Consider the following 23,554-nt stretch of genomic DNA (forward strand, 5'->3'; position numbering starts at 1 on the left):
CCCCCCGACAGCCACGCTCGACGGGCTCACTCCCCCCGCTCCGCCGCCTCCCGCCGCATCGCCGCGACGAGCAGATCGAGCGCGCGCTCGACGGCCGAGCCCGCCATGAGCGGGAGATGCTCCCGCACGCGGTGCAGGCTCGGGTACTCGTCAGCGGGCAGGCTGCCGTACTGCGCCTGCCAGGCCTGCTCGTCCGCCGCGCGCTGGGCGGGTGCCAGCCGCAACACACCGGCGTCCAGGGCCGCATGGCCGAGGGCGGTGTCCACGAGCGCGTGGTAGTGGCGGACGGCGGTGGCCTCGTCGAAGCCGGCCTGGAGCAGCAGGCCCACGCCCGTGTCGACCGCGCGCTGCTCATGGGGCCGGCCCGTGACCCGCACCGTGCTGAACACGGCGATCTGCGGATGGCGCAGCGCGGAACGGTAGGCGCGCATGCCCAGCTCGCGCAGGTCGGCGGCCCAGTCGCCGCTGGGTCCGAAGCCGGCCATGGACTCGCCGATGAGCCGGTCGGCCAGCGCCAGCAGCAGGTCCTCGGTGTTGCGGAAGTAGCGGTAGACGGCGGAGGGATCCGCGCCGAGGGCCGCGCCGAGTTTGCGCACGGTGAAGGCCTGCGCGCCCTGGGCGTCGATCAGTTCACAGGCAGCGTCGACGATGAGATCGGCGGACAGGACCACCCCCGAACTGGTCGGCCGGCGCCGCTTGCGCTCGGCCGGAACGCGCTCGCTCTCCGTCACGCAGGTCCTCCAAAGTGCTCCGTCGCCCGCCCCCCGGGCCCCGTGCGGGCCAGTTAATCACCAGGTTACGTCAACACCGTTGACACAAGGATGAACGGACGGTTTCATCGGCGGACATACACGGACCGCCGCGGTGCCGTACCCCGCACCGCACCTCTCTTTCCACGACGCGGCCAGGCCCTGATCCCGGGCCCGGCCCGTGCCGCCCTGCCCCGCCACGCCCCCGCACCTCCCCCCTGGCCCGGCACCACGTCCGGTCCGGGCAGCCCGTCCAAGGAGTGAGTGCCATGCCTTCCCCTGTGCAGCAGGACCCCGGCCAGCCGAGAATGCGCCGCTCGCTGGGGGTGAAGGACGGCGTGGCCATCGCCGCGTCGAGCACCGCCGCCACCACCAGCATCGGCATCGGGATGGGCTCGCTGGCCGCGTACGCCGGACGCCAGACGCCCGCCCTGCTGCTGCTCGCCTTCCTCCCCATCCTCGGCATCGCCCTGTCGTACGCACGGCTCAATCGCACCGAGCCGAACTGCGGCAGCGGCTACACCTGGGTGGGCCGGTCCATCGGCCCCTGGCCCGGCTTTCTGACCGGGTGGGTGGTGCTGATCGGTAACGTGATCTTCATGGCGTACACGGGGGCGGTGACCGGCTCCGTCGTGCTCCAGTTCCTCAACAAGCTCGGCCTGCACAGTCTGTGGGGGCTCCGGCTGGATCCGTCCTCGACCGGCATCAGCACCGCCGTCGGCCTGGTCGCGCTGGTCGTCGTCACGGTCACCGCCATCACCGGCGTGCAGGCCGCGACCCGGCTGCAGCTGTGGCTGCTGATCTTCGAGTACGCGGTGCTGGTGGTCTTCTGCGGCTATGCCCTGTACATCGGCGACCAGCCGTTCTCGCTGTCCTGGCTCAACCCCTTCGACATCGGCTCACCGCAGGCGCTGGCCCAGGGGATGGTGATCGCGGTGTTCATCTACTGGGGCTGGGATGCCGCGTTCAGCGTCAACGAGGAGACCCGCAACGCCTCCGACGCGGCCCGCGGCGGTCTGATCGCGCTGGTGGTGATGCTGGGGCTGTTCCTGATCGGTGCGCTCGCGTTCCAGCGGGTGATGAGCACGGGCGAACTCATGCACAACGGTCCGCAGGCACTGACCTTCCTCGGCAGCTCCCTGGCACCGGAACCCTGGGCCTCGCTGCCCCTGGCGGCCCTGATGTGCTCCGCCTTCGCCTCGCTCCAGTCGAGCGTGATCCCCACCGCCCGGGGCGCGTTGGCGATGGCCCGCGACCGGACGCTGGGCCCGGTGTGGCAGCGCGTGCATCCGCGCTACGGCTCGCCCGCCGTGGGCACCCTCGTGATCATGGCGCTCGCGGCGCTGCTGGCCGTGCTTGCGGTCGGCATCCCCAAGCTCAACGACATGATCCTCACTGCGGTCAACTCCATCGGCCTGACGGTTGCCCTCTACTACGGGCTGACCGCGCTCGCCTGCGCGGTGCGCTTCCGCAGCAGCCTGCGTGACGGAGTGGTGCGCGCGCTGCGGGACGTGGTCGTCCCGGCGGCGAGCGCGCTGACCCTCTTCGGGCTCGGTGGTTACCTCGTCTGGGACTACGCGACCATGAGCGACCACTTCGAGGCCAGTCCGGACAACGGCTGGTTCATGCTGCTGCTCCCCGCGCTGTTCATCCTGCTGGGCCTGGCCACCGCCGCCTGGGCCAAGTGGGTGCGCCGCGCCCCGTACTTCCGCACCGGGCAGGGGACGGACGCCGACGCGCTCACCCTGCCGATGGACGGGGACGCCGGCGGCCCGCTGCCGCGCCCCGTGGAGAGCTGACCGCCGCGCCCCGTGGAGACCACACCGCCAGCACGGCCCCCGCCCGTACCTCTGCGACGAACGCACCACACACCCCACACCACTGGAGCAGCAACCTCATGGATCTCAGCACCACCGTGCACCCCGAGCCCGGGCCGGACACCGCCTCCGCCGGCTCCCGCAGTGACCACCGCGCCGACCTCGTCTTCCTCTCCGGCCCCGTGCACACCGTCGACTCCGCGCGGACCCGGGCGAGCGCGGTGGCGGTCCGCGGGGACCGGATCATCGCCGTCGGGCACGACGCGGCGGTGCGCGAACTGATCGGGCCCGGTACGGAGGTCGTCGATCTGGGCGGCAAGCTGCTGATCCCCGGCTTCCAGGACGCCCATGTCCATCCGGTCGGCGGCGGGCTGGAGTTGGCGCTGTGCGATCTGAGCGCGGCGGAGACCGCCGCGGCGTACCGCGAGCTGATCAGCGCGTATGCGGCGGCGCATCCACAGGCTCCGTGGGTGACGGGCGGCGGCTGGTCCCTGGAGGCATTCCCCGGCGGGATGCCGACCCGGGAGTTTCTGGACGAGCTCGTCCCCGACCGCCCGGTGTTCCTCGTCAACCGTGATCACCACGGCGCCTGGGCCAACAGCTGCGCACTGGAGCGAGCCGGGATCACAGCCGGGACGCCGGACCCGGCCGACGGGCGCATCGAGCGGGACGCCGACGGCCGCCCGACCGGCATGCTGCAGGAGGGGGCCATGCGGCTGGTGGGTGACCTGGTGCCGGAACCCACCCTCGCCGAGCAGACCGCCGGCCTGCTCAGGGCGCAGCGTCTGCTGCACGGGTACGGGGTGACCGCCTGGCAGGACGCGATGCTGGGCCGCGCTCCGGGATCGTCCGACGTCACTCCCGCCTACGTGGCCGCGCGCAGCGAGGGGAAGCTCACCGCGCGGGTGCGGGGGGCGCTGTGGTGGGAGCGGGACCGCGGAGTGGAGCAGATCCCCGAACTACTGGCCCGGCGGGCGGAGTTGACGGGCGGACGGCTGCAGGCGACCAGCGTCAAGATCATGCAGGACGGGATCGCCGAGAACCACACGGCCGCCATGCTCAGCCCCTACCTCACCGCCTGCGGCTGCGCCTCCGGCAACAGCGGCATCTCGTTCATCGACCCCGATGAGCTGCGCACCTATGTCACCCGGCTGGACGCGGAAGGCTTCCAGGTGCACTTCCACGCCCTGGGCGACCGGGCGGTACGCGAGGCGCTGGACGCGGTCGAGGCGGCCCGGCGGACGAACGGCCGGACCGACACCCGGCCGCACCTCGCGCATCTCCAGGTGGTCCACCCCGAGGACGTACCGCGCTTCCGCCGGCTCGGCGCGACCGCGAACATCCAGGCGCTCTGGGCGGCCCACGAACCGCAGATGGACGAGCTGACGATCCCCTTCCTGGGCGCCCAACGGGCCGCCTGGCAGTACCCGTTCGGCGATCTGCTGCGCTCGGGCGCCACCCTCGCGGCAGGCAGCGACTGGCCGGTCAGCTCCCCCGACCCGATCGCCGCCCTGCATGTCGCGGTCAACCGCCGGACCCCGGACGCCCCGGACTCGGCACCGGCCTTCCTGCCCGACCAGCGCATCGACCTGGGTGCGGCGCTCGCCGCGTACACGGCCGGCAGCGCCTACGCCAACCACCTCGACGACACCGGCACCATCCGGCCCGGCATGCTGGCCGACCTGGCCGTCCTCGACCGCGACCCGTTCGACGGCCCCGAGGACGAGATCGCCGCGACCCGTGTGCTGGAGACCTTCGTCGGGGGCCGCCGGGTGTACGCGGCCGACGACGCCTGAGGCAAACGGCACGGCCGGGGCCCCACGCCCCGGCCGTGCGCCGCGAACCGCCACCCGCGCCGTGCGCGGTGTCCCTGCGGGATGCCCGGCGGACCGACCCCGCGATCCCGCCGGGGCCGGTCCGCGCCGTGCGCCGCGCCCCTACTCGCTCACTCGATGACGAGCTCGACGTCGATGTTGCCGCGGGTGGCCTTGGAGTACGGGCAGAACTCGTGCGTCGCCTCGACCAGCTTCCGCCCGGTCTCGCCCGCGAGGGCCTCCGGCAGCTCCACCCGCATGACGACGCCGAGGCCGAAGCCGGTGCCGTCCTTGCCGATCGAGACCTCGGCGGTGACCGAGACGTCCTTGGTGTCGATCTTCATCTGGCGACCGACATTGCTCATCGCGCTGGCGAAGCAGGCCGCATAGCCGGCGGCGAAGAGCTGCTCCGGGTTCGTGCCCGCGCCGTTGCCGCCGAGCTCGGGGGGCATGGCCAGGTCGAGGTCGATCCGGCCGTCGGAGCTGACGGCCCGTCCCTCACGGCCGTTGGCGGTGGCGACAGCGGTGTACAGCGCGTCCATCACGGTTCCCTTCGTGGCGCGGCGGCCGTTTCCCGGCCGCCCGATGGGCACTACAGTCGCACACATCTAAATTGCGCGCAACTAAGTTGCGCACAATTAAATAACCCAAGGCGAGCTAACCTGGTCCCATGACCCCTACGACCAGGCCTCCGGTGCCCGACGCCGAACTGCTCCGCCTCGACCACCAGGTCTGCTTCTCGCTGCACGCCGCCTCGCGCGCCTTCGGCGGCGTCTACCGGGACGCCCTCAAGGACCTGGGCCTGACCTACCCCCAGTACCTGGTCATGCTGGTCCTGTGGGAACACGGCCCCCGGCCGGTCAAGGCCATCGGCGAACAGCTCCGGCTGGATTCCGGCACCCTCTCCCCGCTGCTGAAGCGACTGGAGTCGGCCGGCCTGGTACGGCGCGAACGGAGCACCCAGGACGAGCGCTCGGTCACCATCCACCTCACGCCCGCCGGCGACGAGCTGCGCACCCAGGCCCTGCCGGTCCCGCGCAGAATGCTGGCCGCCACCGGCCTCACCATCGAGGAACTGCGCACGCTCCAGGGCCTGTTGGCGCGGGTGACCAGCTCCCTCGACGAGGCCTGAGCCCACCGCTCCCCCGAGTCCGCCGGCATCCGGCCCGTACCTCTCGACGGTCCGCGGCGTTACGTACGTAGGTGCTTTCCGCGGCATCCGCAAGGCGAGGGACGGACGCCTTGCCCACCCTGGTGCGCTCATCACCCCATTGAGCTACCAAGGTTGGGGTGTCATCAGGACAAAGGCGTATAAAGGGTGGTCAAACCAGCCGGAGCCGCCGGTGAAATCCCGCCCACGACGCGGTTGGCAGCATCGCCTACGACAAGGAGGAGCGCCAGGTGAACGCGGCAGAAGTTGTCACCACCATGCTGGTCCAACGGTTCGGGGTCTCCTCGGGCGACATCACCGACGGGACTCCGCTGCGCAGCCTGCGGCTGGACTCCCTGGCACTGGAAGAGCTCCGCGTCCTCATCGAGGAGCGGCTGGACATCGACCTCGATGAGGTATCGCTGACCCCGCGGAACACCGTGGGCCAGCTGGTGGCGGCCGTCGACGGCAAAGTTCCGGCATGACGGGCCGCCAGGAGCCGTTCTCCGCGGCCGTCACAGGACTGGGACTGGTCACCGCGGCGGGCGTCGGCGCGAAGGCCACGTGGCACTCCGTCACCCAGGACACGGTGCCCACCGGAGTGGCGCGCCACGAGGAACTCGCCGATCTGCCCTGTGACTTCATGTACACCGTGGCGGATCTGGACACCCTCGGGCTGCTCGGCGTGGCCACCCAGCGGCTGATGGACCGCTTCTCGCAGCTGGCGGTCATCGCCGCCCGGGAGGCCGTCTCCGATGCCGGACTCGACACGGAATCCTGGGACAGCAGCCGCGTCGCGGTGGTCATCGGCTCCGCGCACGGCGGGCTGCCGTTCTACGACCAGCAGCATGTGGCGATGGCCGGGCGCGGCGCCCGGCGGGTCTCGCCCAAGCTCGCCCCGCTGACCGTCGTCAACAGCGCCGCCAGCAGTGTCTGCACGGATCTCGGCGCCCACGGCCCCAGCCTGGGCGTGGCCACGGCCTGCTCCTCCGGCACCGTCGCGCTGGGCACCGCGCACCAGCTGCTGCGCGCCGGGGTCTGCGACATCGCCATCGCCGGCGGGGCGGAGTCGGTGCTGTCCCGGCTGCTGATCGCCAGCGCCTGCCAGATGAAGGCGGTCTCCACCCGCCGCGACGACCCGGCCGCGGCCTGCCGCCCCTTCGACGCGGACCGGGACGGCTTCGTGGTCGGCGAGGGCGCCGGGCTCCTGGTGCTGGAGCGCCCCGAGCACGCCCGGGCACGCCGGGCGCCCGTCCGCGCACACATCCGCGGATACGGCGCGTCCAGCGACGCCTACGCCGCGGTGGCCCCGGACCCGGAGGGCAACGGCATCGAGCGGGCGCTGCGTACCGCGCTGGCGGACGCCGGGGTGCAGCCGGGCGACGTCGGGCACGTCAACGCGCACGGGACCTCGACGGTGGTCAATGACCGGATCGAGGCCGTCATGCTGCACCGGGTGCTCGGCGATCATCCCCTGGTCACCTCGACGAAGGCGATGACCGGGCACGCCCTGGGCGCCGCCGGCGGCATCGAGACCGCGCTCACCGTGCTCGCCCTGGAGCAGCAGCTGGTGCCGCCGACCGCCAACCTCGACGTACCGGATCCGCGGATCCCGATCGACATCGTGCGCAAGGAGGCCCGGCAGGCGGCCTTCGACTGTGCGGTCAAGACATCGCTCGGCTTCGGCGGCCACAATGCCGCGCTGGTACTGACCCGCTAGGGCCGGTCTTTCGGATCCGCCCGGATCAGGCCACGGCCCCGGGGGGATCCGAGCGACCCGCCCTGGACCGCCCATCGGCGCGCATTCCCGCCGGTCCCCGAGAAGGAATCTGCCATGTCCGAGGAAATGATCCGCACCCTGTCGGTGTGCGGGCTGTCCTATTCCTACCGGCGGCTGCGGCAGCCGGCGCGGACCACCGAGCCCGTGCTGGTGCTGGGCGGCGCGCTGCAGGGGATGTTCGGCTGGGCGCAGATGGAAGATCACGTGGGGCCGGTGGCGGATGTGGTGACCGCCGATCTGCCGGGCATGGGGAACGCCGATCCGCTCCCGGCGGGGCCGAGCATCGATGTCGCGTGCGCGGCGATCGAGCGGATCATCGACGACCTGGACGTTCCGCGGGTCAATCTCTTCGGCTTCTCCTACGGCGCGGGCCTGGCGTACGGGTGCGCCCGGCGCTTCCCCGGGCGGATCGCACGGCTCGCCCTCGGCGGGGTTCCGGCCCACATCAGCGAGGCGCAGGTGGAGCTGTGGCGGCGGGCTTCCGACCACCTCTTGGACGGCGACATCGAGTCCTTCGCCACCCTCGTCACCGAGGGGCTGATGTGTCTCGACACCGGTCGGCACGTCGTCCACCGTGAGCTGGCGTACCGCTACGTCAGGCGCTCGATGCTGCACGCGGCCCGGAACTCCCGGCACACCGTCGAAGCGCTCAACCGCGGGCTCCTGGACCGCCCGGACTTCTCCGGCGGACTGGCCGGCATCCCCACCCTCGTCTTCAGCGGCGAGCACGACACGGTGACCTCGCCGGCCCGACAGCGTGCCTTCGCGGCCACCATCCCGGGCAGCCGCTTTCTGACGATTCCCGACGCCGATCACTGGGTGGTGCTCGAACGCCCGCAGGAGGTCGGGGACTTGGCCGCCCGGTTCTTCACCGATGGGCCGCTGAGCTCGGCGCCCTGCCTCGCGCCGGTGGTGCGCAGGGAGCCGTCCGCGGCCGATCCGGCGTGTGCGTGAGCCACGGAGACGGGTACATTCCCTTGCGGCTATATAACCGCTGAGGCATGCTGGGGTCATGCCCATACCGTTCGACGTTCTCGCCGAGCCGAGCCGGCGCAAGATCCTCGACCTGCTCCTGGAGCGGCCGCGCCTGGTCGGCGAGCTCACCGAGCAGCTCGGACTGAGCCAGCCCGGCACCTCCAAGCATCTGCGGGTGCTCCGCGAGGCCGGACTCGTCCGGGTCCGGCAGGACGCCCAGCGCCGCTGGTACGAGCTCCGGCCCGAACCCCTGGCGGAGCTGGACGCCTGGCTCGCCCACTACCGGCATCTGTGGGCCGGGAGCCTTGACGCCCTGGAACGGCACCTCGACGCCATGGAGGACGACCCCCGATGAACCCGCACTCCGACTCCCTCACCACCTCCGACGGCCGCTCCGCGCTGCGCATGGAGCGCAGGCTCGCCCATCCGCCCGCGAAGGTCTGGTCGGCGATCACCGACCCGGTGCAGATCGGGCAGTGGTTCCCCTCCGAGGTCACCGTGGAGCTCCGGCCCGGCGGGGCGATGACCTTCACCATGCCGGGCGTCAGCGGGATCGCCATGACCGGAACGGTCACCGACGCCGACGAGCCCCGGCTCTTCGCCTTCACCTGGGGCGAGGACCATCTGCGCTGGGAGATCACCCCGGACGGGGAGGGCTCGCTGCTGACCTTGGTGCACACCTTCGGCGACCGCTTCGGCGGCGCCAGCTTCGCCTCAGGCTGGCATCTGTGCCTCACCTCGCTGTCACAGCTCCTCGACGGCGCCCCGACCGCCATGGAGCGCGATACCGGCGAGCTGCACGAGGCGTACGTCGAGCAGTTCGATCTCGGGCACGGCGTGGTCGAGGACACCGCGGACGGCCCGCGGGTCCGCTTCGAGCGCCAGCTCGTCAAGCCTGCCGAGACGGTCTGGGCCGCGCTGACCTCGGGCGCGGAGCCCGCGGCCGGCGCGGCGGCACCGGAGGGCTTCACCGCCGGCGACGCGGCGGCCGGGCCCGTCACCGAGGTACGGGCCCCGTCGGTGCTCGCCTACCGCTGGCACCCGCAGGGCACGGTCCGCTGGGAGCTGGGCCGGGGCACCGGCCACGGCGCCCGCCTCGTCCTCACCCAGACCGGCCCGCCGGGTTTCGACACGGCCGCCGCGCTGGAGGCCTGGCACGACCGCATCGAGCGCCTCGCCGCGCGACTGCTGGCCGACTGACCTTCCGCCGACATCCCGCATTTCCCCGCCCCCGCTCCGTCGCGCCCCCTGTGGATTCCGCAGGGGGCGCGAGCGATAGCGCGCTCGGTGGCCGATCCGGGCCTCCGCTCCCCGCCGCTTCCCGCCGCGGAAATGCCTCTTCCCCGTGTGAGCCAGGCAACTTTGCGGGGCTCCGGAGAAGCCTTTGACGTCCTTGCCGCGTGATGCACGGCACGCGACGTACGTCACGTACGAGGACCGCTAGTCGGCGCCATTCCCCGCATTACTGCATAGCGCGTTCTTTATAAGGGACATCTCGCCCCATCTCACGAAGATAGGTAGTACAAAGCATCATTGCCACCATCCAGGGCTCGCGTTAACCATGTTCCGCGTAGCACCGAGAACGAGCCTGCGGACTCAGCCAGAGCGGCGGAACGCGGCCATGACCCTCGGTTCTCACGCGCCAACCGAAGGCCGCCTCCCCCGCCACCAAGCCCTGGAAGAGGTCATATCCGCATGCCTGGTTTCACCCTGCCCCGCGCCGTCCGTACGACCCGCATCACCCGCACCCACAAGATCTCCGCGGCAGTGGTGGCGTCCGCGAGCTGCGCCGCCGCCCTGGCGCTCACTGCGGCGCCGAGCAACGCCGAGACCACTGCCGCCCATGCGCCGGCCGCGGTGAAGCCGGTCAGCGCCAACGGCCTGCCGCTCACCGCGAAGGACCGGGCGGACGACGGCAAGAAGGACCAGCAGCTCGCCTCGTCCCTCACCACCGGCCTCAAGGTCACCGCCGTCGCGAAGCAGGGCCACGCGGCCAAGCAGGCCGCCGACCGGTCCGCCGACCGCAAGGTCATCGCCGCGCCGAAGGCCGCCGCTCCCAAGGCCGCCCACAAGGCCGCGCCGAAGGCCGCCAAGCGCTACGCGAACAACCTCGACGGCTGGATCCGCGAGTCGCTCGACATCATGAAGTCCAAGCGCATACCGGGCTCCTACGAGGGCCTGCACCGCAACATCATGCGGGAGTCCAGCGGCAACCCGAACGCCGTCAACGACTGGGACATCAATGCCATCAACGGCATCCCGTCCAAGGGCCTGCTGCAGGTGATCCAGCCCACCTTCGACACGTACCACGTCTCGGGTACGCCCCATAAGCTCACCGACCCGGTCGCCAACATCACCGCCGCGGCCAACTACGCGGCGCACCGCTACGGCTCGATCGACAACGTCAACTCGGCGTACTGAGCCGACGGGACACGACCGTGCGGACGGTCGGAGCAGACTGAGACGGGTGCCGCGCAGGCGGCCCCAGGCATGGCAACGGCAGTGGCCCTGCCCGCAACTCGCGGGTGGGGCCATTGCCGTTGCCGTGGTGCGTGGGCGCCCCCGTCAGTAGCGGTCCCGGCGCACCGGAGCGCCGAAGAGGGCGTCGAGGACATGCTCGGCCATGCGAAGTCCCTCCCGTTCCTTGGGGGTGAGGTGACGGTGGCCATCGGCCGGTGTCGCGGCCGCGGGGCCGGCGGCGAGGAAGCCCGTGACGAGAAGACCGGTGAGAACGACGGCGAGACGACGGAGCATGAGCACTTCCCTACGGTGAGTGCGGACAGTGTGCGGTGTCACCCTCCGGGAGCGGAGGGCCCGTAGTCATGCGACAGCCCCGGACGCTGCTGCGAACGGCCCAGCGGCACCGCCGTATCGCCGTATCGGAGGCGCACCAACGGCCGAGCGGACGCCGCTCGTCCGCCGCGCCGCGCGCCCGTGGCGGCGGGCCGTGCCCCGGCCGCGAATCGGCGGCGAATCAGCCGCGACTCGGCCGTGAGTCGGGCCACAATTACCGCCCTTTCCGGGCCCGGACACCGTGCCCCTCGCCACATTTGAGGATTCCAGGGGCGCTCCGCGGGTCCGTCGTCCGGATACATCGGAGACCGCCGGCGGGTAAAGCGGTACCGCGGAGCCCTAATTCCGGTGTGAGCCAGGCAACTTATAGCCAGGGCTCCAGGGGGCTTTACCGCCGCTCTCGGGTGACCCGACGCACGCGACGTATGTCACTTACGAGTCTGCCTAGTCGACAGCGCGCGGCCATTCCGGGTCAACGGAGCCAGAAACGCTTATCACTTCAGGGCTGCGGGTTTCTCTCACGAAGATGAGTAGTACAGAGCACCATTGCCTCAATTCGGGGCGGGCGTTAACCATGGATTCCGACGCGCTGAGAGCGAGTTTGCGATTCACGCCGCACGGCGAACGCAGCAAAGACCTCCGGTTCGTCTCGCGCCGCCAAAGAAGGCCGCCTCCCCGTCCCCAGTACCTGGAAGAGGTCACTCTGCATGCCCAGCTTCACCCTGCCCCGCGCTGCCCGTATCACCCGCATCACCCGCACCCACAAGATCGCCGTGGCCGTTCTGGCCGCCGCGGGTGCCACCTCGGGCCTGGCCCTCACCTCGGCTCCGGACGCCGCTCAGGCCGCTTCTGAGCACGCCCCGGCCGTGGTCCAGCCGGTCGGTGCGAAGGGCCAGCCGGCGAAGGCCGACAACGCCAAGCCCAGCCGCGCGGTGACCGCCTCGGTCGCCGACCGCGTGAAGGTCAGCGGCGTCGCGAAGCAGCACAGCGCCCTGCAGGCCGCCAACCGCTCCGCCGAGCGCAAGGCCGTCAAGGACTACCCGAACAACCTGGACGGCTGGATCCGCCAGTCCCTGGACATCATGAAGGCCAAGGGCATCCCGGGCTCCTACGAGGGCCTGCACCGCAACATCATGCGGGAGTCCAGCGGCAACCCGAACGCCGTCAACGGCTGGGACGTCAACGCCGCCAACGGCATACCGTCCAAGGGCCTGCTGCAGGTGATCCAGCCCACGTTCGACCAGTACCACGTGGCCGGCACCGCCAATAAGCTCACCGACCCGGTCGCCAACATCACCGCCGCGGCCAACTACGCGGCCGACCGCTACGGCTCGATCGACAACGTCGACTCGGCCTACTGAGCCGACGCGGCCGAAGAGCCGTCGCCCACGCACCGAGGCCGGACCGACCGGTGAGGCAACGGGTATGACGGACCCCACAAGCGAGCCGACAGGCTCTGCATAAGGCAGCTTGCGAAGCGGCGGAATGGCGCGTTCGCCGCTGCGCGGTGAAGCGGGTCCCGGCACAGCCGGGGCCCGCTTCGCTCTGTCCTCGGACAGGTGCTCGGACCGGGACCCCGGCGACCGCTTCCGGCCGCCAGACGGGTGAGATGCGAGGCCGGTCGGCGGACTGACGGCCTGTTGGGCCTTAGCGTCAGGCGGTTCTGCGTATAAGTCTCTTATCGGCAGGATTCTGCTCAAAAGCTGCCGAACCTGACTCAACCGAAGGCCTTCGGAGGCATGCGATGCCCTTGCGCAGATCCGGTCCGGCCCGCCGTACTGTCCCTATTGCGGCCGGAACTCTTGTCTCTCTTCTCTCCGTGCTGCCGCTCGCGCTGACCGGCGCCGCCACGGCGCAGGATGCCGGGAAGAGACCCGCCCACCCCGACCAGGACTGGATGGGGTCCACCATCGTGGCCCATGAGGGCACCCTCCGGGCCGGTGGCCTCGAACCGCGGGCGTCGTCCAGAAGGGGCGTGTCCGGCGTCGATGTCTCCAGCCACAACCACAATGTCGGCTGGTCAGGACTGCGCAGGTCCGGGGTGCGGTTCGCCTACGTCAAGGCCACCGAGGGGACCAACTACACGAACCCGTACTTCGCGCAGCAGTACAGGGGCTCGTACAAATCCGGCATGATCCACGGCGCGTACCACTTCGCGCTGCCCGACCACTCCAGCGGCGGTTCCCAGGCGGAGTACTTCGCCGACCACGGCGGCGACTGGTCCCGGGACGGCAGGACGCTGCCCGGCGCCCTCGACATGGAGTACAACCCCTACGGCGCGACCTGCTACGGCAAGAGCCACAAGGGGATGGTCAGCTGGATCCACGACTTCGTGCAGACCTACCGGGAGGAGACCGGCCGCTACCCGGTCATCTACACCTCCACCAACTGGTGGAAGCGGTGCACCGGCAACTCCGGCAAGTTCGGCCGGACGAATCCGCTGTGGATCCCGCGCTACGGCTCCTCCGTCGGCAAACTGCCCCACGGCTGGAACTACCACAGCATCTGGCAGCACACCTCCTCCGGTCACCCGGTGGGCGACCGCAACCGCTTCAACGGTACATACAGCCGCCTCAAAGTCCTCGCGAACGGCCGCTGAGCCCGTACACCCCGCCACCCCCGGCCGGTCCCCGGCGCCCTCTGCGGCGCCGGGGACCGGCCTTTTCTCGTACCCCTGTCATACCCCTTGCGCCCCTGCCGCCACAGCATTCACGGAAACCCCTTGTCTCGACATCTCAACTCGGCCAGAAAAAAGGGAATTCACGTCTGCGGTGCAACCATCCATGGCCGGCCGGTGTCCAACACTTCGCAACGACCACGCAAGGCACTGCACCCAACGGGGGTATTCACATGAAGCGTTCACGTGCCATCGCAGGATCGGCAATGCTGGCCGTGGCGGGAATCGCCACGATGGCGACGGCCACGACCGCAACCGCCGCGCCGAAGGCCGCCGCGTACAACGGAGTCTGCGGAAGCAGCTACCGCGTAGTGAATTCCGTACCGGTCACCGGAAAGGGGACCGTGTACCTGACGTACAGCGCAAAGACCGGAAAGAACTGTGTCGTGACGGTGCGGAACAAGACCGGTAAGGCCGTGCAGATGTCCGCCTATATCACGGCCTCCAACGGCAGTTCTCCGTGGGTGGACGACAGCGGTAAGTACACCGCCTACGCCGGTCCCGTCTATCTGCCCGGGAAGGGCATCTGCGTGGACTGGGGCGGCTCGATCGAGTCGGTCAGCGTCAGCGTCTCCGGCTCCAACTGCGGCCGGTTCGCGGCCGGTGTGGTGACGCACCACTGAGTCACTGGTGGTGACGCACCACTGAGTCACTCACTGCGGCGGGTTCCGGGCGACGCACGCCCGGGGCCCGCTGTCGGCGTGCCTGAGAAGACGGACAGCACTCGGCGGTCCCATCTCCCTTGTGGTGACCGGGAGTTCGGCCGAGCGCAGGCTGTTCCTCGGCAGTCACTCCGAACACCGGGCCCGGTGTTCGGCCTCCGCGGTGGCGGCGATGTTGCGGGCCATGCCGCCGAACACTGCGGCGTGGAAGGGCGAGACGGACCACCAGTACGCATGGCCGGTCAGGCCGTGCGGGTGGAACAGGGCCCGCTGGACGTAGCGCGTCCGGCCCTGGGCGTCGCGGCCGACGGTCAGTTCCAGCCAGGCCAGCCCGGGGAGCCGCATCTCGGCGCGCAGCCGCAGCAGGCGCCCCGGGTCGACCTCCTCGACGCGCCAGAAGTCGAGGGAGTCACCGACCCGCAGCCGGCGGGCGTCCCGTCTGCCCCGGCGCAGCCCCACCCCGCCGACCAGCCGGTCCAGCCAGCCGCGCACCGCCCAGGCGAGCGGGAAGGAGTACCAGCCGTTGTCGCCGCCGATGCCTTCGACCACTCGCCACAGCGCCTCGGGCGGCGCGTCCACGGTCCGCTCCCGCCGGTCGGTGTAGAGGCTGCCGCCGGCCCAGTCGGGGTCGGTGGGCAGGGGATCGCTCGGCGCGCCGGGCACCGCGGCGTTCGACCAGCGGGTGGCGACCTCGGCGTCCCGCACCCGGCGCAGCGCCAGTCGCAGCGCCTCGTCGAAGGCGATGGGGTGGCCCGGCGGGTCCGGGTCGGGGACGTAACGGGCGATGTCGTGCTCGCGGCAGACGACCTCGTACCGCAGCGATTCGGCCAGGGGACGGGCCAGGCCGGGCGGTACGGGCGTGACGAGGCCGATCCAGAGGCTCGACAGGCGCGGGGTGAGCATCGGCACCGGCAGGATCAGCCGTTCGGGCAGCTCGGCGACGTGCGCGTAGCGCTGCATCATGGCGCGGTAGGTGAGCACGTCGGGTCCGCCGATGTCGAAGGCGCGGCTGACGTCGTCGGGCAGGCGGGCACAGCCCACCAGGTAGCGCAGCACGTCGCGGACGGCGACCGGCTGGATGCGGGTGCGCACCCAGCTGGGGGTGACCATGACCGGCAGCCGCTCGGTCAGATAGCGCAGCATCTCGAACGAGGCCGAGCCGGAGCCGATGATGACCGCGGCGCGCAGCACGGCGGTGGGGACGCCGGACGCCAGCAGGATGTCCGCGACCTCGGCACGGGAACGTAGATGGGGTGACAGGTCCTGCTCGGGGATGCCCACCGGGGCGAGGCCGCCGAGGTAGACGATCCGGCGTACTCCGGCGGCGCGGGCCTGCCGGGCGAAGATCTGCGCGGCCTTGCGGTCGGTGTCCTCGAACCGCCTGCCGCTGCCCAGGGCGTGCACCAGGTAGTACGCGATGTCGACGCCGTCCATGGCGGTGGCCACCGAGTCGGCGTCGGTGACATCGCCGCGCAGCACCTCCGTGTGCGCCGCCCAGGGATGGTCGCGCAGCTTCTCTGGGGTCCTGGCCAGTGCGCGTACGGCGTACCCGGCCGTGAGCAGCTCGGGGATCAGACGGCCGCCGATGTAGCCGGTGGCACCGGTGACCAGGGCGCGCGGGTGCGTCCCCGGCCACGCGGGAAACTCGCCTGCGCCGGACATCTGCACGGCCTCCTCGGGCAGGTAGCGGGTCGATGACCTGCGACGCCGAGTGTGTCACCGGTGCCACGACGAGGCACCACGGCACCTACGACACCGCGGGCCAGGCCCGTGGCCCGCCCGAGCGTGACCGGGCGTCTCGGCAGGTGTCGCGGCGTGGCTCGGGCCGCCGTTCACGCTCACGGCCGGCGCCCCGCCCGGCTGCCGGGCCACCGCCACACTCGTGGCCATGGCCCGGATCCTGGCAGCAGGGCGGCTCAGCGTCCGCGTCACGGCTCGGGTCCAGGCCCAGCATGTCCATCAACATCGACAGGTCGTCCGCGTTCCGCGCATGGCCGGCCAGTGCCTTCCTGGCGAGCCGTCGTTCCTCGTCACACGGCACGGCGCGCGGCGCGGCGTCTTCGGCACTGCGGTGTTCATCGCTCACCGCTGCATTCTCAGCCGGACCGCGACGCCGTGCCCGTCGAGCGGGCCGACGGCAGTTCCGGGGAATTTCCGCGAGGCCACTGCGCCACACGGGTGGGCGGGCGCCCCCGACGGGCGGCGACGACGCGGGACCCTCCGCCGCTGCGCGCCGCGGCAGGAGCCGTCCGTTTCCCGTGGCGATGCCGCTGTGCCCCCGGACACCGGGTCAGCACGGCGCCGGCGGGCTTCCGGCAGCCGGGAATGCACCGCCACACCGGCCCCCTACCCCGGCAGCGGGCGCCCTGCCGGGCTCCCTGATGCAGATCCCCCGGGACGGGACGATGCTGGAGTCGTGGGGGATCGTGGTGAGGAGGACGACTCATGTCCATGATGGACAAGATCAAGAGCATGCTGAAGGGCCACGAAAGCCAGAGCGACAAGGGCGTCGAAAAGGCCGGCGACATGGTCGACGACAAGACCCAGGGCAAGTACAAGGGCCAGGTCGACACGGGCCAGGAGAAGCTCAGGGACGAGTTCGGCGGCGGACCGGGCCAGGACAAGCCACCGCAGACCTGAGCGGCCCGCCCGGCGGCGGTCACATTCCGCCGTTCCGCCGTACGCCGCACGGATGAGCACCGCGCCGTCCGGCCGGTCCGCGCCCGGTGCCCCGGCACTCACGGGGTGCCGGTGGACGGGGCCGATGGGGTGAGGCCGGCGCCGTACCGCATGCGACGGTGCCCGCCCCGGGATCGGGAGCGGGCACCGAGGGGCGGGGCCGCGAACTACGCCAGCCGGATCTTCTCCGCCTGGGGGCCCTTGTGCCCCTGGGTGACCTCGAAGGTCACCTTCTGGCCCTCTTGCAGCTCGCGGAAGCCCGTGGCGTCGATGTTCGAGTAGTGCGCGAAGACGTCGGCGCCGCCGCCGTCCTGTGCGATAAAGCCGAAGCCTTTCTCCGAGTTGAACCACTTCACCGTGCCGGAAGCCATGTCCGTCTCCTTCGTTCAATGGGCTTGAGTCGGCTTCCGCGTGCTGCGGAACCCGGAGGTGATCGCCCTGGTCCGGAGACGCGCTACACAGCAAGGACGCCCGTGAATGCGACACGGGCGTCCGGCACTTCGGAACCACGACAGCTGATCAGGACGCTACACCGAGCAACCCCCGGCAGGCCGCACAACCATGACGGACGCGTCGCCCTTCACCGGCCAAGGCCATCGCGTGTCCTCCGTATCCCTGACCGATCGGACGGGTGTGCGACGGCCCGACGGTGCGGGCGGAGACCTCAGTCGGACTCCCCGCTCACGCTCACGCTTTCGCTCTCGTTCCCGCCCCTGCTCTCGTTCCCGCTTCCGCTCCCGCTCCCGCTCTCGTTCTCGATCCCGCTCTCGCGCAGCTTGCGCCGGCGCCACCACACCCCGGTACCGAGGCCCGCGACGGCGACGAGCCCGATGGCCGACAGCATCCACCAGTACCGCCCCTGCCATCCGGCGTCCGTCTGCGTCCCGATCGCCGCCTTGTGCAGGGGCAGGGCAGGCTGCCGCTGATCGGGGGAATGCTCCGCTCCGCCGTCGGCATCGCCGGGCGTCCAGGCGGGGAGAGCCCCGACGGGCGTGGTGCGCGGGGCCGCCTCGAATCCCCAGTCCAGCAGGGTGCGGGTTTCCTCGTAGACGGCGTTCGGGGCCCCGGATTGCGGGTTCATGACGGTGACCAGCAGCGTCCGCCCGTGGCGCCGGGCCGCGGCGATCAGGGTGTTGCCGGCGTGGCTGGTGTAGCCGTTCTTCACCCCGATCAGCCCGTCGTACGGCCGGACGCCGTGTGAGCCGACCAGCAGCCGGTTGGTGTTCTGGATGCCGAACGAGTCCGGGCCGCCGTCCATCGGAAGTTGCGCCTTCTTCGTCGCCGCGAAGTGGGCGAAGTCCGGGTTGTTCAGACCGGCCCGCCCGAAGAGCGTCAGGTCGTAGGCCGAGGAGACCTGGCCCGGCGTGTCGAACCCGTCGGCCGATTCCACCCGCGTGTCGCGGGCGCCGAGGCGGTGCGCGGTCTCCTGCATGTCGTCGATGGTCTTGTTCCAGCCGCCGTTCATGGCGGCCAGGGTGTGGACGGCATCGCTGCCCGAGCGCAGGAAGACGCCACGCCACAGGTCATCGACGTGGTACGGCATGTCCTCCTTGAGGCCGGCGAGCGAACTCCCGGCCTCGATACCGGACAGGTCCGCCAGCGAGACGGTGTGCACCTCCCCCTGGCCGAACTTCGGCAGCACCGTCACGGCGAAGAGCGTCTTGAGGGTGCTGGCGGGCGGCAGGGGCCGGTGGGCGTTCTTGGCCGCCAGGACCTTGCCGCTCGCCATGTCCGTCACCATCCAGGACAGGGCGGAGACATCCGGTGGCTCGGGCACGTCCGCCCGGGGCAGGAACTGCACTCCGCGCCGGTCCAGCCCGTTCTCGGCAACGGCCGGATCGACCAGGTGCGCTCCGGGCCGCAGGTCGTCGATGCCGTTCGGGCCATCGGCGGCTGCCTGGCCGGGCACGGCACACAGGCCGGCGGCACAAAGGGTGGCGGTGGTGGCGACTCTGACGGGGACCCAACTCACGCGAGACATGTGGCCACGCTAAAAACGACCCGGGCGTGGCGCCGTCTGGCATACGCCATCCGATATGCGGGCGCCCCGACTGCCGTACGCGGCGGGCCGGGACCGGCGGTCGGCCCGCCCGTCCCGGCCCGCGCGGCCGAGTGCCTGTCACCAGATCGCGTCGACCCACTCCGGGTGGTCGATGAACGGGTTCCGGTTGTGCTGGTACTTGTCGAATATCACCTGGTTGCGGTGCTTCTCAAAGGCGTCCGGCGGGTCCTGCTTGCTCCACTGCTTCAGTACGGAGAGCTTGCCGATGTGCGGCTCGGTGCCGTTGCCGACCTTGTCGTTGGGCTCCAGGTCCGGGAAGCCGTCGCCGCCGTCGTAACGGACGGCCATGTAGAGGATCATGCGGGCGACATCGCCCTTGACCGCGTCCCGGGGCTCGAAGGAGTCGTCGTCGGTGAAGTTGCCCGGTGCCTCGGCGACCTCCGTACCGCCCTTGTCGAAGTCCTTGTCGCCGCGGGCGCTGTTGACGGAGACATCGGCCGGGCGCAGGTGGTGGAGGTCGGTGCCGGGGCCGGTGTCGGTGCCGAAGTCGCCGTGGGACTTCGCCCAGACGTGTTCGCGGTTCCAGTCGTTGGGACCGCCGCCGTTGGCGTCCTTGCTCGCGGACCGGCCGGAGTACAGCAGGATCACGTGCGCGCTGTTGGCCGGGTCCTGGTCGGTGTCCTTGAGCGCGTCCCAGACCTCGTCGTACGTCAGCTTTCCGGTCTGGGTGGTGCTGATGATCCGGTGCAGTGATTCCTTGAGCGCCGGGCCGGTCTTTCCGATGGCGTCCTTGTAGTACGTGTCGCCATACGACGCGGCGTCATGCGACGTGGCGATGTGCGACGCGGCGTCATGCGACGTGGCGATGTGCGAGGTGGCGTCATGCGACGTGGCGTCAAATGCCTGGATCGAATGGGTCGAGTGCGGGGCGATGGGTGCGGCAGCGGCATTGCGGTGTCCGGCCACGGTGGCCGTCGCACTGGCCGGGACCTGTACGACCACCGCCGTCAGCACCGTTCCGGTGGCGAGAGCCAGTGCGGTACGGGCGCGACGGGTCACGCGAGTGGTGTCCACGAAGGGTGTCCTCTCCCCGAATTGTGGCGCCGAGTCGCGAAATGTGGGGGCGCGACCCGCGCCGGCCGTTGGGAAACACGGCCGCAGGCAGCTTTCCATTGCAGGAATCATCACGGTGTGAACAGCGAGGGAGGGTTATGTGCCCACTCCGTGGCAATCACTGAATTCCGCCGAAAACGCAGCACTGCCGCCGATACCCGGCCGTATGCGCACGGCCAAAAGTGCTGCCACGCGGACGAGTTGACGCCCCCGCCCGCTTACCTCGACGGCATTCAGGAACTCGGTTTGTCCCACACCCATGCATAGCGCCACAGCAGATGGCGGCGGACGCGGCTGCCCGGCAGCATGTCCTGTGCCGCGCGCCGGATCTCACGCCACGTCATGTCGGGATCCTGCATCGGCAGGCCCGATGGTCCGGAATTTCCGCCGTGGCGCCGGGCGAGGATCCAGGAGGCAGGTAGGCCCGCCCCGCTGATGAGCCAGTCCAGCGGCGTCCCGTTGTTCGCCAGGCCGATGACGGCGAGGCGCCCGCCTGGCGCGAGCAGAGCGGCCATCCGGCGGACCGCGGCCGTGAAGTCCAGGTGATGGAGGACGGCTACGGCGGAGAGGAAGTCGTAACTGCCGGGAAGAACGCCGTCCGCCGCCGTCAAGAAGTCCGCCTCGACGAAGGTGGCATTCGGGGTCCGGGCCCCGGCCTCGCGGGCCAGCCGGATCATCGCCGGCGAGCGGTCCACGCCGGTCACCTCGGGAATCCGCCGCGCGAGTTTGCGGGCCAGCAGGCCGTCACCACATCCGATGTCCAGCGCCCGGGTGCAGCCGTCCGGCACGGCGCCCAGCACGAGCCGGTGATAGTGCACATTGTGATTCCAGTACGGGTTCGGCACTTCTTCCGGGCTCGGCATGCGGCCACGCTAGCGAAACAACCGGCGCACATTGGCCTTATCGGGTGAACTCGCACTTCACTCGCAACCGGACGGGCAGGGTCCGGCTTCCGAAGAACTGACACCTTGTTCATCGAATGCCCCGAACCGCCGAATCCCCTCGAACCCCCGAATTACCCGAATCCCCTCGAACCCTTCGGACCGTGAGTTGTGGAGGCCCCATGTCGCAGTACCGCCCCACTCCCCCGCCGTACGGTGCCACGCCGGGCTATGTGCTCGCTCCCCCGCGCCCCGAGGAGCGTCTCGGTGCGCCGGCGAACCCGCAGGAGCGCCCGTCCGCGTACCCCGCGGACCCCGTTCTCCCGCCGCCCCGCCCGGAGGACCGGCTGCACTTCGAGCCGCTGCTCCCGCAGGACCGGCCGCCGGCTCCGCCGCGCCCCGAGGAGCAGCGGCAGGGACCGGTGGCGATGCCCGATCGCCGCCGGCAGGAGCTCCAGGCCGCGCTCACCGCGGCGGGCGTCGCTCCCGCGGACTGCGATCCGACGGCCCTGGCGGAGATCGCGAGCCTCGGCGACACCACGGTCGCCGCCGTCATCGGCTGGCTCGGGGCCGCCGCCCGGGCGTCCTGGCCCCGGCCCCGAGCGGTGTGACGGAGCGCGCTGCCCGGGTCAGCGCAGCCCGGGCAGACTGCGCAGCTCAGCGACCTTCAGGACGCGGGCCAGGAGCACGAAGGCCACCGCCATGGCGAGGCCGCCGGCGGCCAGAGCGGGCACGGAGGCCCAGCCCGCGGGGACGGACACACCGGAGCAGGCACCGGCCACGAGCCGGCCCAGCGCGGCAGCCGCGGACGCGGCGAGGGCCAACTTGCCGTAGGTACGGCACAGCCGCCGGCCGTCGAGGCGTCCGGCGAGCCGGCGGCGCAGCAGCACCACGGTGAGCAGCAGCCCGACTCCGTAGGCGACGGCGTAGGCGGCGGCCATCCCGATGACCGCCCAGCGGGCGGGCAGCCAGAGGTGGCAGGCCGCGGCCAGGCCGATGTTGACGGCAGCGATGCACAGCGCCGTCCAGAACGGCGTCCGGGTGTCCTCGAAGGCGTAGAAGCCGCGCAGCAGCAGGTACTGGGCGGAGAACGGGATCAGCCCGAGCCCGAAGGCCTGCAGCATCTGCCCGGCGGGCACGGCCGACGCCGCGTCCACCGCGCCGTGCCCGAACAGGAATTGGGCGGTCTGCGGGCCGAGCGCGAGGAAGAAGAAGGCGGCCGGGACGATGAGGACCCCGCTGATCCGCAGCCCGTGGGAGAGATCGGCGCGCATGTCGTCCAGGCGGTGTTCGGCGACCGCCCGGCTCATCCGCGGCAGCAGCGCGGTCACCAGCGAGACGGTGATGATCGACTGCGGCAGTATCCAGATGCCCTGGGCGTAGTTGTAGGCGGTGTATCCGACGCCCCCGGTGGGGAGTTGCTGGTCCGCGGCGCCGGCGAAGTGGGTGACGACGGTCATCGCGGCCAGGTTGGCGAGCACCAGCAGCAGCGTCCACCGGGCGGCCCCGATGCTCTTGCGCAGACCGCTGCCGCGCCAGTCGAAGCGCGGCCGGAAGCGGAAGCCGGACGCGCGGACGAAGGGGATCAGGGCCAGTCCCTGGACGGCGATACCGCCCGTGGTGACGAGGCCCAGGAAATCGACCTGGCCCGGGGTGATGTCCTCGATGCGGTCCGGGCCGGCCAGCAGGCCGAGGTAGAGGCCGAACATCGTGATCAGCACGACGTTGTTGAGCACCGGCGTCCACATCATCGCGCCGAACTTGCTCCGGGCGTTGAGGACTTGGCCGAGGATGAAGAACAGGCCGTAGAAGAAGATCTGCGGCAGCAGAAAGCGGGCGAAGACCACGGTGAGCTCGAAGGCGGCGTGGTTCTTGGGGGTGTCGCTCGTGTAGACGGCGACGATCTGCGGCGCGGCCCAGACCGACAGCACGGTACCGGCCGCGAGGACGCTCAGGACCAGGGTGACCAGGCGTTGTTCATAGGCGCGGCCGCCGTCCGGGTGCTCGGCCCTGGCCCGTACCAGCTGCGGCACCAGCACCGAATTGAGCGCGCCGCCGATCATCAGGGTGTAGATGCTCATCGGGATGACATTGGCCATGTTGTACGTGGTGGCGAGCAGTCCGGTACCGAGTGCGCCCGCCTGGAGCATCGCGCGGATCAGTCCGGTGGCCCGCGAGACCACGGTCCCCAGTGCCATCAGGAGCGAGGAGCGTCGCAGCCCCCCACCCGGACCCTCCCCCGTGCCCGCGGCGGGCCGGCCCCGTCCTGGTTGCGGCGTACGGCCGTCCCCGTCCCCGTCCCCCTCGCCGCCGGGCCCCGGCCCGGCGCCGGCTATCTCGTCGTCGGCTCTCTCGTCGTCGGCCCGGCGGTCCGGCAGCCGCAGCGCCAATGTGTCGCGCGGTGAGTGCGATGTGTGTGGTGAGTGCGGTGTGTGCGGTGTCCCCTCCAGCATTCCGTCAAT

General features: G+C 71.0%; 23 protein-coding genes. 14 read left to right on the forward strand and 9 right to left on the reverse strand.

All coding sequences use genetic code 11. From position 1 onward, the window contains the following. Positions 1-26 precede the first annotated feature (26 nt). Entirely contained in the window at positions 27-731 is a 705-nt protein-coding gene (locus EST54_RS21175; RefSeq protein WP_129249214.1) for a TetR/AcrR family transcriptional regulator, read from the reverse strand. A 287-nt stretch (positions 732-1,018) separates the two neighbouring features. Between EST54_RS21175 and EST54_RS21180 the strand changes: the two genes are divergently transcribed. Next, on the forward strand, positions 1,019-2,548 hold the full coding sequence (locus tag EST54_RS21180) for an APC family permease (protein WP_239012621.1): 1,530 nt from the start codon (positions 1,019-1,021) through the stop codon (positions 2,546-2,548). 98 nt (positions 2,549-2,646) lie between these two features. Next, positions 2,647-4,362: an amidohydrolase gene (locus EST54_RS21185; RefSeq protein ID WP_129249215.1), complete on the forward strand. Its 1,716-nt coding sequence runs from the start codon at positions 2,647-2,649 to the stop codon at positions 4,360-4,362. 149 nt (positions 4,363-4,511) lie between these two features. On the opposite strand, the gene EST54_RS21190 is transcribed toward EST54_RS21185, so the two are convergent. Beyond that, positions 4,512-4,922, reverse strand: coding sequence for an organic hydroperoxide resistance protein (locus EST54_RS21190; protein WP_129249216.1), 411 nt, complete (start codon positions 4,920-4,922; stop codon positions 4,512-4,514). A gap of 128 nt (positions 4,923-5,050) precedes the next feature. Between EST54_RS21190 and EST54_RS21195 the strand changes: the two genes are divergently transcribed. The 7 genes from EST54_RS21195 (at position 5,051) to EST54_RS21225 (ending at position 10,706) form a co-directional block, all read left to right on the forward strand. Further along, complete coding sequence (locus EST54_RS21195; RefSeq protein WP_129249217.1) at positions 5,051-5,512, forward strand: MarR family winged helix-turn-helix transcriptional regulator; 462 nt, start codon at positions 5,051-5,053, stop codon at positions 5,510-5,512. A gap of 269 nt (positions 5,513-5,781) precedes the next feature. After that, positions 5,782-6,015 (forward strand): acyl carrier protein, encoded by a 234-nt coding sequence (locus tag EST54_RS21200; protein ID WP_372448130.1) that lies wholly within the window; start codon positions 5,782-5,784, stop codon positions 6,013-6,015. Next, a complete protein-coding gene (locus EST54_RS21205; RefSeq protein ID WP_129249218.1) occupies positions 6,012-7,250 on the forward strand; it encodes a beta-ketoacyl-[acyl-carrier-protein] synthase family protein in 1,239 nt (412 codons plus the stop codon). Before EST54_RS21200 ends, EST54_RS21205 begins: the two co-directional genes overlap by 4 nt. 114 nt (positions 7,251-7,364) lie before the next feature. Continuing rightward, a complete protein-coding gene (locus EST54_RS21210) occupies positions 7,365-8,264 on the forward strand; it encodes an alpha/beta fold hydrolase (protein ID WP_129249220.1) in 900 nt (299 codons plus the stop codon). Between the two features lie 58 nt (positions 8,265-8,322). After that, positions 8,323-8,640 carry an ArsR/SmtB family transcription factor gene (locus EST54_RS21215; protein ID WP_093487461.1) on the forward strand — a complete coding sequence of 106 codons (318 nt, stop codon included), beginning with the start codon at positions 8,323-8,325 and terminating at the stop codon, positions 8,638-8,640. Next, positions 8,637-9,485: an SRPBCC family protein gene (locus EST54_RS21220; protein ID WP_129249222.1), complete on the forward strand. Its 849-nt coding sequence runs from the start codon at positions 8,637-8,639 to the stop codon at positions 9,483-9,485. Before EST54_RS21215 ends, EST54_RS21220 begins: the two co-directional genes overlap by 4 nt. A gap of 495 nt (positions 9,486-9,980) precedes the next feature. Beyond that, a complete protein-coding gene (locus EST54_RS21225) occupies positions 9,981-10,706 on the forward strand; it encodes a transglycosylase SLT domain-containing protein (protein ID WP_129249224.1) in 726 nt (241 codons plus the stop codon). Positions 10,707-10,850: 144 nt separating this feature from the next. On the opposite strand, the gene EST54_RS21230 is transcribed toward EST54_RS21225, so the two are convergent. After that, a complete protein-coding gene (locus EST54_RS21230) occupies positions 10,851-11,039 on the reverse strand; it encodes a hypothetical protein (protein WP_129249226.1) in 189 nt (62 codons plus the stop codon). Between the two features lie 746 nt (positions 11,040-11,785). On the opposite strand from EST54_RS21230, the gene EST54_RS21235 reads away from it, so the two are divergent. The 3 genes from EST54_RS21235 (at position 11,786) to EST54_RS21245 (ending at position 14,378) form a co-directional block, all read left to right on the forward strand. Further along, positions 11,786-12,439, forward strand: coding sequence for a transglycosylase SLT domain-containing protein (locus tag EST54_RS21235; RefSeq protein WP_129249228.1), 654 nt, complete (start codon positions 11,786-11,788; stop codon positions 12,437-12,439). A gap of 383 nt (positions 12,440-12,822) precedes the next feature. Beyond that, positions 12,823-13,677, forward strand: a complete 855-nt coding sequence (locus EST54_RS21240; RefSeq protein ID WP_129249230.1) for a lysozyme — start codon at positions 12,823-12,825, stop codon at positions 13,675-13,677. A 251-nt stretch (positions 13,678-13,928) separates the two neighbouring features. Then, positions 13,929-14,378, forward strand: a complete 450-nt coding sequence (locus tag EST54_RS21245) for a spore-associated protein A (RefSeq protein ID WP_239012622.1) — start codon at positions 13,929-13,931, stop codon at positions 14,376-14,378. Between the two features lie 165 nt (positions 14,379-14,543). On the opposite strand, the gene EST54_RS21250 is transcribed toward EST54_RS21245, so the two are convergent. Beyond that, positions 14,544-16,079, reverse strand: coding sequence for an SDR family oxidoreductase (locus EST54_RS21250; RefSeq protein WP_129249232.1), 1,536 nt, complete (start codon positions 16,077-16,079; stop codon positions 14,544-14,546). Positions 16,080-16,862: 783 nt separating this feature from the next. Here EST54_RS21250 and EST54_RS21260 point away from each other — a divergent pair. After that, a complete protein-coding gene (locus EST54_RS21260) occupies positions 16,863-17,057 on the forward strand; it encodes an antitoxin (RefSeq protein WP_129249235.1) in 195 nt (64 codons plus the stop codon). Between the two features lie 206 nt (positions 17,058-17,263). Here EST54_RS21260 and EST54_RS21265 read toward each other — a convergent pair whose 3' ends face one another. The 4 genes from EST54_RS21265 to EST54_RS21280 all read right to left on the reverse strand — a co-directional run bounded on the left by EST54_RS21265 (position 17,264) and on the right by EST54_RS21280 (position 21,074). Next, on the reverse strand, positions 17,264-17,467 hold the full coding sequence (locus EST54_RS21265) for a cold-shock protein (protein WP_006601696.1): 204 nt from the start codon (positions 17,465-17,467) through the stop codon (positions 17,264-17,266). Between the two features lie 293 nt (positions 17,468-17,760). After that, complete coding sequence (locus tag EST54_RS21270) at positions 17,761-19,077, reverse strand: D-alanyl-D-alanine carboxypeptidase family protein (protein ID WP_239012623.1); 1,317 nt, start codon at positions 19,075-19,077, stop codon at positions 17,761-17,763. Positions 19,078-19,215: 138 nt separating this feature from the next. Beyond that, a complete protein-coding gene (locus EST54_RS21275) occupies positions 19,216-19,965 on the reverse strand; it encodes an endonuclease I family protein (protein ID WP_244942582.1) in 750 nt (249 codons plus the stop codon). A 479-nt stretch (positions 19,966-20,444) separates the two neighbouring features. Beyond that, positions 20,445-21,074 (reverse strand): class I SAM-dependent methyltransferase, encoded by a 630-nt coding sequence (locus EST54_RS21280; RefSeq protein ID WP_129249239.1) that lies wholly within the window; start codon positions 21,072-21,074, stop codon positions 20,445-20,447. A gap of 200 nt (positions 21,075-21,274) precedes the next feature. Between EST54_RS21280 and EST54_RS21285 the strand changes: the two genes are divergently transcribed. Continuing rightward, complete coding sequence (locus EST54_RS21285; protein ID WP_129249241.1) at positions 21,275-21,703, forward strand: hypothetical protein; 429 nt, start codon at positions 21,275-21,277, stop codon at positions 21,701-21,703. 18 nt (positions 21,704-21,721) lie between these two features. On the opposite strand, the gene murJ is transcribed toward EST54_RS21285, so the two are convergent. Next, positions 21,722-23,545 (reverse strand): murein biosynthesis integral membrane protein MurJ, encoded by a 1,824-nt coding sequence (gene murJ, locus EST54_RS21290; RefSeq protein WP_129249243.1) that lies wholly within the window; start codon positions 23,543-23,545, stop codon positions 21,722-21,724. Positions 23,546-23,554: the final 9 nt, after the last annotated feature.

Origin of the sequence: Streptomyces sioyaensis (assembly GCF_004122735.1) — a bacterium.
Taxonomy (GTDB): Bacteria; Actinomycetota; Actinomycetes; order Streptomycetales; family Streptomycetaceae; genus Streptomyces; species Streptomyces sioyaensis.